We start from the raw sequence: 8,328 nt of genomic DNA, 5'->3' as shown, positions 1-8,328 counted from the left end.
CCGATCTCGCGCGGTCTGCTCCGCAGACGCGACGCGACGACCCTACGGGTCGTCAACTCTCGCGCTACGCGCGAGAGTTGGGGAATTGCTTCGCAATTCCTGCGGGAACCTGCTCCGCAGTTTCCCTTTCGGGGAATCGCTCCGCGATCCCCCGTCTGAATTCGCTCCGCGAATTCAGAAAAAGCGGGCTGGCTAGGGGGTGAGGGTGCTCGGATTTCCGTGCGGAATCAAGGGGACGGGCCCGGTGAAAACCCGACCCGATTCCCTTTCAGAATCCCCCGCCCGCAGGGCCCTTGGCACTCCCCCGGACCCCGGAGGCCTCCCGCCCTCGCGGGCCGGGCCGGCTGACCGCTCCCCCGCCCCACGACGAGCACAACGCCAGAGTTGCAGCCCCAGACCAGGCCTGTCAACCACCACACCACCCACGGACTTGTGGGGTCTTCACTCTTGTATTTTCAATTTCCTGTGGCGGGTGACGGATAGGGCTTCGCGACAGACTCAGGGCAATACCCCGGTAGCTAAAGAATCTTCTTATCGGGGTTTTCCACGGAAAGGTTTCCTCTGCTCTGATGAGTGAATGTGGCCCGCCTCGCGAAGGTCGGTGAGTAATTCTCAGTACGTGCCCCGAGAATGGGCCGCGTACGACTCGCGATAAGGAGAGAAAATGCTCAGCATGAAGAAGACAGCAGTGATGTGCGGAGTGGCAGCGCTGGCTTTCACCGGTCTGATGACGCCGGCCGTCTTCGCGGACGGGGCGCCCGATCCGGGCACCTCGGGGGAGATCCGCTTGTTCGGCGTGGGCCAGGCTCAGCGCCTCGACAGCAACCACACCAGCGACGACCAGCCGAACGCCATCACGTGGGCACCGAACAACGCCACGCGGGCGCAGGTGTGGAACACACTCCCGGTGGGCGACGGGTTTCAGCTGAACGCGGACACCGGGGAATGCCTTGAGGCCGCCGGAGTGGGGCCGGGCAGCAAGGTCTTCAAGTCGGAGTGCAACCCGGACAACGAGCTTCAGATCTGGCAGTTCGAGGAGTCCGGCGACGTCGTCTTCATCCGGCCGGAGTGGAGCACGAACCTCAGGATCGAAGCCCCCAGGAAGAACGCGCCGGTCGAACTCCGGCAGCGGAGCGCCAACAACAAGAACCAGCAGTGGCTCGTGTCCACCGTGTAGTCACCGTCGTCCGTCCGCGCCCCGGCCAAGGGGAAGTCTTCGGTCAGCGGACGAAGTGAGCGAGGGCCGGGCCGTCCTGAACTCGCGACGGTCCGCCCGTTGCCTCGCCTCCGCCACGCCAGCCGCTGCTGACGATGTCGGGCGACTTTCTATCCCCCCGGCCCCAACCACGGGCCCGGGGCCGGGCGGGGCCGGGACAACAGGCCCGGGGCCGGCGACGAGCACCAGGACCAGACGGCCCGTACGAGGGCCCAGGACCACGACCTCGTCGTCCTGGGCGTGACACCGGTGGGTGCCGGTCGTTGCACCGGGCATGATCAACCGACGCACCGCCGCCACGGCCACGGCCCTGGCCACCGCAGCCCTGGGCGCCCCCCTCACCATCGCCACCCCGGCCTTCGCCGGCGGCATCGGAGACGTCCTCGCTCCCGCCTTCGGCACCTCCTGCGCCAACCAGCACGCCGCCCACGCCACCGGGAACACCACCCACGGCACCGGCACCGCCGCCGGCAACCTCGCCGGACTCCCCCTCGGCTCCCCCCTCAACCAATGCGGAGGCGCCGACCTCCCGCTGAACCACCGCTCCGGTGCGGTCTGCATCTATCAGGGGCTCCCCGGCATCGGCCTCCTACCGAGCAACCCGGCCGATGCCTCGCCCGAACTCGTCGCAAAGGTGGTCAGCCTGCTCACCGAAACCTCCATTTACGATGCGAAGCCGCTCATCAACGGCAGCTGCTAGCCCAGGGCACAGGACGGCTCCTGCCTACCGCAATGAAGGCCAGGGAAGCCTGGACCGATGGTGCAGTTCGGGACCCAAACCGAGAGCGCGCAGGAGCCGTAGACAGTCGTTCACTCGGACCGGCGGGCCGCCGAAGGAACCAGCCACGACCAAGGCCACGACAACGCCCCGCCCTCACCGAGGACGGGGCGCAGGGCTCTTAACGTCGTTCTCACGGTCGATCCGCACCCTGGACCACAAAGACACTCAGGGGCGGGTCTCAGACGCTCACGGCGCCATACAGGGCCCTTCACGGGCCCGATACGGCAGAACCGTCACCGGGGGACGACGGAGAGGGGGCCCGAGGCCGGGCCCGGGGTCGACTCCGGGAGGGCGGCCTGCTCCGCGCGCTGCCGCCGGCGGTGCCGTGAGTCCTCGGGGCAGCCCACCGCGTCGCAGACGATCCGCTGCTGAACCAGCGACAGCTCCCCCTCGTACAACGGCTCCAGGGGCGGCACGATGCCGGCCGCGGAAGCCGGGTCCCACCCCGCACTGACGCGCACGTCCTTCTCCTGCTGGGAGATCAACCGCAGCGCGATGTCCGTGAGCGCCATGCGGTCGCGGTGCCACCAGACGGCGTGGGCGGCGGCGTCATGCCGGGCGGAGTCCATCGTGGCGTGCACGAACCGGCCCCGCGCCGGGCAGGCCCGGGTAGATCCACAGACGATCCCCACGTCCAACTGCATCCCGGTCTCGACCACACCCCATGCGTCCATGCCCGGAACAACGAGCGGGCCCGGCCCGGGAGACGCACCCGTACTTCACCCGCCCGGGGTGGTTCCAGGGTCGGTCGGACCAGGACCGAGACGGCGGCGCCCCGGCGGTGCCGGGGCGTCGGACTGGGCGGTCCACTCACCGGCCGCCGCCCGCTCCGTAGCGGTCAAGACACAAGGGTCGCGGGCGGGCGGGTCGGAGCCAAGGGCGCGGCGGCGGTGGGGTGTGCTCATCGCCCCAGTCCGGCGGAGGAACGGCCCCCGGTCTGAGCCGCCGGCGCCAGAACCTTGGGGGTCTTCCTGCGGTTCGCGGTCGAAGCTCTGCCTCGGGGAGGGACGTGTGCGAGGTGCTGTTGGCTGGCCGGCCTCAACGTGTGGGTTCTTCCCCGGTGTCGGCTCGGTGGTTCCGGTTTTCGGTGTGGTGGGCGAGGAAGCGGGCGTAGCCGCGGTTCGCTCGGGCGAGCAGGGCCGGGGAGGGGGTGCCGTAGGTGGGCGGGCGGAGGCTGGGGCCCGCAGGGGCCGGGGTGGTGTCCGTGGACACGCTCACGGGCTCCGCCTCTCTGGCTGGTGATGGGGCGTTGCCGGTGAGGCTACGCAGGTACGGGCCGCACCCTCTATGCGTTGTGCCCAGTTTCGAAGCTTCGAGTTAGCGGGGCTGCCGGCGCGCCCGCCGCTGCATCGGTCAGACGCGGGGCGGCAGGCGCCGGCCCTTCATGGTGGCCCGTACCGTGCTCCAGTCGATCGCGGGGGGGGGGCGGCGCCGGGGCGGGGACTGCCTCGTGTGCGGGCGCTGTTCGGCTCTGAGCATGCGGGCGCGGAAGGCCCGGGGACAGGCCACCCGGCCCGGCGACGGACCGGCCCCCGGGCATGAAGGACACTGCACCCGCCCGGGCGCCGACAGGCCGCCGGCGCTCCGCGTGCCCGTACCGGGCGGCAGGGGCGCAGAGGGCCGCCGGTATAACGGCGTTATACCCACAGCTCTCCGGGCCGGCCCAGGAGCAGTGCGGTTCTGCTCGCTCGCGCCGCCGCTCCCCAGCGCCCGCCGTGCGGCCGGGGACGGCGGCCCGGCGCGTCATCCTGAGGGTGAACCGGGCGCGCGGGAAAGCCGGTCCGTGGCCGTGAGGTCTCGTTCGGGTGAGGCTCGTACGGTGATGCCGCAATCTGCGCAGCGCGCACGAAATGCTTGGTGGAGCGGAGCCGATCAAGTCGTGCATGCGGGAGACGTCATGCAGGAGCAGTACGTGACTTCGCGCCGCGTGTGCGGCTGGTTCGTGTTCAAGGGCTCTGGCGTCCTGTCGTCTTCGTTGCAGGATCCAGGGATGCAGTCGTGAGCGGGAGAGGGTTATGAACGCGCAGGAGCTCATCAAGAGTGTGACCCAGCAGGTGCTGGACGAGGCCCGCCAGTCGGTACCCGGGGGAGACAGCTGGAACGGCACGTTCGCGGCGGTCAACAAGTATTTCGTGCCGCACTGCGACTTCAGGCGCACCACCAAGCTCGCGGTGGGACGCTCCTGGAGGACGGCGACGTCTGCGCAGCAGGAGCAGGTGTTCGAGCAGTTTGAGCCACTGCTTGTCAGGACGGTGACGAACGCGTTCGAACAGGCGGTGTTGTCCGGCGGGGACGTTGAATTCCCGCCGTTCCGGGAAGGGGGCAGGGACACTGTGGTGTGCACGGTGCTGCCGGGGAACGATGGTCAGCCCATCAGCATCTGCTACCGCCTGAACCAGTCTTCAACAGACGGCTGGCGGATCTACGACATGAGCATGTCGGGCGTGTGGACCATCCAGATGTACCGCCAGCAGTTCGCCGAAACACTCCCAAATTCCGGTTTCGACGCACTGATCCAATCTCTCACCCAGGAGAACCAAAGGCTTGCCCTCACACACGCGCAGCGCAGCGCCCCGTAAGCTCGGCACGCCTTCCAGCCGGCTGCCCACCCGCGAACAGCCCCGAAGCACTGCGCAGTGCCGGGTTGAGACGCCGAAGCCCAGCCCGGCTCCCGCCCCCCGGAGCCGGGGCCCGGACGGTGAAGGCCTCCAGGGAGCCGTGGGCGGCTCCCTGACGGCCTTCACGGGCGCGGGCGCGGGGTCAGGTGGTGAGGACGGTCAGGAGGTCGGCGGGGGCCGGGCGTGGCTGTCCGGGGAGGAGGGGGTGGGTGTCGGGGGAGGTGTAGGGGTGGCGTCGGCGGCCGGCGGTGCGCCACCCCGTCTCTTCCTCCCACACCAGCGCGGGCGCCGGGGCGTCGGGCGGGAGGACCAGGGCGGCGCGCAGGGTGTCGCCGGTCTGCTCCACGGCGGGCAGCTCGGCGGCGGTGAGGAGACCGGCGTCGGCCAGGGCGCGGGCGCTCTCGCAGGTCAGCGTCCCGGTGCGCCCTTGCCCTGCGGCCTGGCCGGCCCCGCGTCAGGAGGACGTGCGGCGGTGCCACCAGCGGCGGCGGGGCTGGACGGCGGCCTGCACGGCTTCGTTCAGGGCCCGTACGGCGTGGCCGACGCGGGCGTCGTCCTCGATGTGGCTCATGGCCTCCAGGATGCCCTGGGCGCCGGCGACGACGGCCGGGTCCTGGTGGTGCAGCAGGGGCACCGTGGCGGCAGGGGAGGCATTCTTCCCTGTCATCGGCACGTGGTCGCTGCCGTTCTGGGCGCCCCTCGCCAGTGCCACTCCCGCCTCCACCGGCGGGATCGGCGACGTCCTCGCGCCCGCCTTCGCCCCTCCTGCGCCAGCCGGTACATCACGCGCGCCGACGGCCGGGTAGGCCTTGCCCGGCCGTCGGCGTCCAAGGGTTCTTCAGCCGGTGGCGCCGACCACCACCGTGGCGACGCGGCCCAGGGTGCCGTTCAGTGAATCGGCGGCGGAGTTCCACTCATTCCTGATCTTCGTGAACTCCGTGTCCGTCTGACCGGTGTACATCTGGGTCAGGTTCTGGGCGGCGGCCCGGCGGTACTGCCCCCAGAACACCGTCCGGGCGCCGGGCCTCACCCGCGCACGCCATATCGGCACGGGTTGGCAGCGACCCTAGCGACTCCCGCCCCCGCTCGGGGACGCGGTGGGGAGGTGGGCGAGCGGGGACGGCCGGCCCTTCGGCGTCGTACGGATCTCCTCCCAGTCGATGCCGGGGTGGGTGAGGAGCTGCTGGAGGTCGCCGTGGCGGTAGAGGGGGACGGCCGGGGCGTGGGAGCGGGGCTGGAACCGGCTGTGCACGTACGTGGCGGGGTGCAGGAGTCCGGTGCCGATCAGGTGGGTGAAGTCGGTGTCGCGGACGCCGAGGTGGCGGGCGGCGGAGGTGCGGTCGAGGAGGCGGCCGTCGCGGCGGGCCGCCTCGAGTGCGGCGCGGTCGGTGAAGCGCTCCAGGGCCAGGCCGTCGTAGAGCGGGTGGCCCTTGTAGGAACCGGTCCGGGGGAGGTGGCCGGTGCGGTGCAGCTCGGCCACCGCGTCCGGCGCCACCGGCAGGCCGAACCGCTCCGTCAGGCGCTCGGCGGCACGGGTGGCGCCCATGTCGGGCCAGGTCCCGACCGCCACCCGGATCTCCCCGATCCGGGCGGCGGCGTCCTCCACGACAGCCGCCGACCAGCGGCCACCGACATCGGCAGGAGGGATCACCCCCAGCGTGAGTGCCCGCTCGAACTCCCACGGGGCCAGGCCGAGCCGGTCGGGGAACTGCCTCGGCCCGTAGTCCGCCCGGGAGGGAGTGGTGGTCTTGGGGGTGCTCATGGCGGGGCTCCTTCGTCGCGTCGGCACGGCCCGTCAGCCGTGATGCCGGAAACATGCCGATATGTGGTGCTACACGTCAAGTAGCTTGTTTTGACGGGTTGTTGGGGTTTCTCCGCTGGAAAGCGCGCCCGCGTACGCGAGGGCGGAGACCACCCGACCGGGTGACACCGGCGGCGCGCCGGGGCCGTCGTCTTCCCTCCGGAAATCGAACAGACGTATCATTCGAGGGTGGCTGAGCAACCGACGAAGACGAACGACTTCCCCGATGACCTGCGGGATCTCCAGGCCGAGCTGCACCGGGCCCGCGCCGCGTACGCGGCGCTCGCCCGGACGCTGCCGTGGTCGGTCGAGCCGCACCCCGGATGGCCCGGCACCGCGCACCCCCACACCGGGGAGATCACCGGCGGCCGTGAGCCCTCCCCCGGCTACACCCCGGAGCAGACCGCGGAGGAGGAGCGGCTGCGCCGGCTCGTCACCGACCTGTCGGCGGCCGTCTCCACCCACCCGTACTGGAACACCCTGGAGCTGGGGCCGGCGCGGATCGCCGCCCGCATGAAGCTGAAGCACCTGCCCGAGGTCCAGGCCGACATCCAGGCCCAGTCCGTCGTCGTGGCGGAGGCGGCGTAGGGCGGTGGGCGACGTCGAGCTGGAGATAGCCGGCCGTCTTCAGCAGCACCGGACAGTCGTCGCATGGCTGCGCTGGGCCCTCGCCCAGGAGGAACGCACCATCCGGGACCTGGAGCGCCAGGCCGAGGACGAGCGGCGCCGGCGGGAGGCCGCCCGCCGCGAACGCTCCTGGACCGTCACCGCCTCCCGCGCCGCCGAAGGCCACCCGGTACTGCACCGGGGCAACTGCGGCCTCGCCCGCCACGGCTTCGGAGACCTCCTCGACGCCGAAGGCGTACGGGCCGCGATCGAGGAGTACCCCGGCCTGGAGATGTGCCAGATCTGCCGGCCCTGGCACAGCCTCGGCACCGACCAGCCACCCACCCGCCCCGGGCCGGACGAGATCGCGTTCCCGTGACCCGGCTCCCGGCCCCTGCGCACAATTGTGCGCAAACGATCTTGGCCGCTCCCTGCGCTGAGGACGGTGGCGTACCAGGTGGCGAGGTCGTCCGGGCGGCGGGTGAAGGCGCAGGCGGTCGACCTGGCCGGCGTCCCCGGGCCGGGCCGGCGGTGGTGCCCAGCAGGGGGTACCACCCGTGTGGGCCGCTCACACCCCGTCCGGCGCGCAGCCGGGGGGCGCCCGCCTGGTGGGCGCGTGGTCTGGTCGTCTGTCAGCGCTGCGAGGGGAAGAAGCCGGTGTCGAACAGTGCGTAGGTGTCGGTGAGGCGGAGCACCTGGCCGGGCTGGTCCTGCAGGCCGGTCAGGACCAGGCGGCCGCCGTTGTCCTCGATGCGGCGCCGCAGCCGCAGGAGCGTGTTGAGGCCTGAGGAGTCCATGAACGACACCCCGGACAGATCCAGGTGGAGCGTCTTGTTCCCGACCGGCAGGACGGCGGTGACTTCCTCCACCTGGGAGCAGGTGTCGAAGTCCATCTCACCGCTCACGGTGAGGAGGGTTTTGTCGGGGTGATGGGCGGCTGTCACGGTGAAGTCGGGCATGGTCCTTCCCCCGGTTCCGGAATCGGGTCTCTCGCGGCCGACCGGGGGCAGGCCACCGAGCACGCGGCGTAGGGCCGCGCACGGCCGGGCAAGATGCCCGTACCGTTCACCCGGTCCACCCACGGGGGCGGGGCGCGGGGACGGCGCGGGGTCTCTCACCAGGCCAGGCCGGCTCCTGTCACCGTGCCACGGCCACCCCTCTCCTGACCAGCCCGTTCGCGGCCCCATGGCAAATCTTGACCCGCGCCACGAGACGATCCGGGCAGGAAGCGCGAAGCGCCGGCCGACGAGACTCGGGGCGGGGGGGGGGCCCCCCGGCGGGGGGCCGGGCGGGCCCCGACCCCCCG

Annotated in this window: 12 protein-coding genes; 5 read left to right on the top strand and 7 right to left on the bottom strand. The window is 71.4% G+C overall.

What is annotated here, in order from left to right:
* Window positions 1–673 precede the first annotated feature (673 nt).
* Together ABTY40_RS30670 and ABTY40_RS30665 are read left to right on the top strand one after the other, a co-directional pair.
* Window positions 674–1,177, top strand: a complete 504-nt coding sequence (locus tag ABTY40_RS30670) for a ricin-type beta-trefoil lectin domain protein (protein WP_352062504.1) — start codon at window positions 674–676, stop codon at window positions 1,175–1,177.
* A 313-nt stretch (window positions 1,178–1,490) separates the two neighbouring features.
* Window positions 1,491–1,916: a chaplin family protein gene (locus tag ABTY40_RS30665; protein ID WP_352062503.1), complete on the top strand. Its 426-nt coding sequence runs from the start codon at window positions 1,491–1,493 to the stop codon at window positions 1,914–1,916.
* 314 nt (window positions 1,917–2,230) lie between these two features.
* Here ABTY40_RS30665 and ABTY40_RS30660 read toward each other — a convergent pair whose 3' ends face one another.
* Both ABTY40_RS30660 and ABTY40_RS30655 read right to left on the bottom strand, forming a co-directional pair.
* Window positions 2,231–2,671 carry a hypothetical protein gene (locus ABTY40_RS30660; protein ID WP_352062502.1) on the bottom strand — a complete coding sequence of 147 codons (441 nt, stop codon included), beginning with the start codon at window positions 2,669–2,671 and terminating at the stop codon, window positions 2,231–2,233.
* A 364-nt stretch (window positions 2,672–3,035) separates the two neighbouring features.
* On the bottom strand, window positions 3,036–3,215 hold the full coding sequence (locus tag ABTY40_RS30655) for a hypothetical protein (protein ID WP_352062501.1): 180 nt from the start codon (window positions 3,213–3,215) through the stop codon (window positions 3,036–3,038).
* Between the two features lie 797 nt (window positions 3,216–4,012).
* On the opposite strand from ABTY40_RS30655, the gene ABTY40_RS30650 reads away from it, so the two are divergent.
* Window positions 4,013–4,576, top strand: coding sequence for an MlaC/ttg2D family ABC transporter substrate-binding protein (locus tag ABTY40_RS30650; protein ID WP_352062500.1), 564 nt, complete (start codon window positions 4,013–4,015; stop codon window positions 4,574–4,576).
* Between the two features lie 181 nt (window positions 4,577–4,757).
* Here the strand turns inward: ABTY40_RS30650 and ABTY40_RS30645 are convergent, their stop codons facing one another.
* The 4 genes from ABTY40_RS30645 to ABTY40_RS30630 all read right to left on the bottom strand — a co-directional run bounded on the left by ABTY40_RS30645 (window position 4,758) and on the right by ABTY40_RS30630 (window position 6,377).
* Window positions 4,758–4,961, bottom strand: a complete 204-nt coding sequence (locus tag ABTY40_RS30645) for a hypothetical protein (RefSeq protein ID WP_352062499.1) — start codon at window positions 4,959–4,961, stop codon at window positions 4,758–4,760.
* Window positions 4,962–5,069: 108 nt separating this feature from the next.
* Window positions 5,070–5,327, bottom strand: coding sequence for a hypothetical protein (locus tag ABTY40_RS30640; protein ID WP_352062498.1), 258 nt, complete (start codon window positions 5,325–5,327; stop codon window positions 5,070–5,072).
* A 126-nt stretch (window positions 5,328–5,453) separates the two neighbouring features.
* On the bottom strand, window positions 5,454–5,666 hold the full coding sequence (locus tag ABTY40_RS30635) for a hypothetical protein (RefSeq protein WP_352062497.1): 213 nt from the start codon (window positions 5,664–5,666) through the stop codon (window positions 5,454–5,456).
* Between the two features lie 15 nt (window positions 5,667–5,681).
* Window positions 5,682–6,377: a hypothetical protein gene (locus ABTY40_RS30630; RefSeq protein WP_352062496.1), complete on the bottom strand. Its 696-nt coding sequence runs from the start codon at window positions 6,375–6,377 to the stop codon at window positions 5,682–5,684.
* Window positions 6,378–6,605: 228 nt separating this feature from the next.
* On the opposite strand from ABTY40_RS30630, the gene ABTY40_RS30625 reads away from it, so the two are divergent.
* The gene (locus ABTY40_RS30625) at window positions 6,606–7,004 is read left to right on the top strand and encodes a DUF8825 domain-containing protein (RefSeq protein WP_352062495.1); all 399 of its coding nucleotides are present in this window, start codon (window positions 6,606–6,608) and stop codon (window positions 7,002–7,004) included.
* A 4-nt stretch (window positions 7,005–7,008) separates the two neighbouring features.
* Window positions 7,009–7,401, top strand: coding sequence for a DUF6233 domain-containing protein (locus ABTY40_RS30620; RefSeq protein WP_352062494.1), 393 nt, complete (start codon window positions 7,009–7,011; stop codon window positions 7,399–7,401).
* 253 nt (window positions 7,402–7,654) lie between these two features.
* Here the strand turns inward: ABTY40_RS30620 and ABTY40_RS30615 are convergent, their stop codons facing one another.
* The gene (locus ABTY40_RS30615) at window positions 7,655–7,981 is read right to left on the bottom strand and encodes an STAS domain-containing protein (RefSeq protein WP_352062493.1); all 327 of its coding nucleotides are present in this window, start codon (window positions 7,979–7,981) and stop codon (window positions 7,655–7,657) included.
* Between the last annotated feature and the right edge of the window lie 347 nt (window positions 7,982–8,328).

Origin of the sequence: Streptomyces sp. NPDC126503 (assembly GCF_040302405.1) — a bacterium.
Lineage (GTDB): Bacteria > Actinomycetota > Actinomycetes > Streptomycetales > Streptomycetaceae > Streptomyces > Streptomyces gulbargensis.
This window is presented reverse-complemented; position numbering and strand designations above follow the sequence as displayed.

What these genes read in the sequence shown, in the direction of transcription:
- ABTY40_RS30670 (WP_352062504.1), top strand. Translation starts at nt 674, where the DNA reads ATGAAGAAGACAGCAGTGATGTGCGGAGTGGCAGCGCTGGCTTTCACC.
- ABTY40_RS30665 (WP_352062503.1), top strand. Translation starts at nt 1,491, where the DNA reads ATGATCAACCGACGCACCGCCGCCACGGCCACGGCCCTGGCCACCGCA.
- ABTY40_RS30660 (WP_352062502.1), bottom strand. Translation starts at nt 2,671, where the DNA reads ATGGACGCATGGGGTGTGGTCGAGACCGGGATGCAGTTGGACGTGGGG.
- ABTY40_RS30650 (WP_352062500.1), top strand. Translation starts at nt 4,013, where the DNA reads ATGAACGCGCAGGAGCTCATCAAGAGTGTGACCCAGCAGGTGCTGGAC.
- ABTY40_RS30630 (WP_352062496.1), bottom strand. Translation starts at nt 6,377, where the DNA reads ATGAGCACCCCCAAGACCACCACTCCCTCCCGGGCGGACTACGGGCCG.
- ABTY40_RS30615 (WP_352062493.1), bottom strand. Translation starts at nt 7,981, where the DNA reads ATGCCCGACTTCACCGTGACAGCCGCCCATCACCCCGACAAAACCCTC.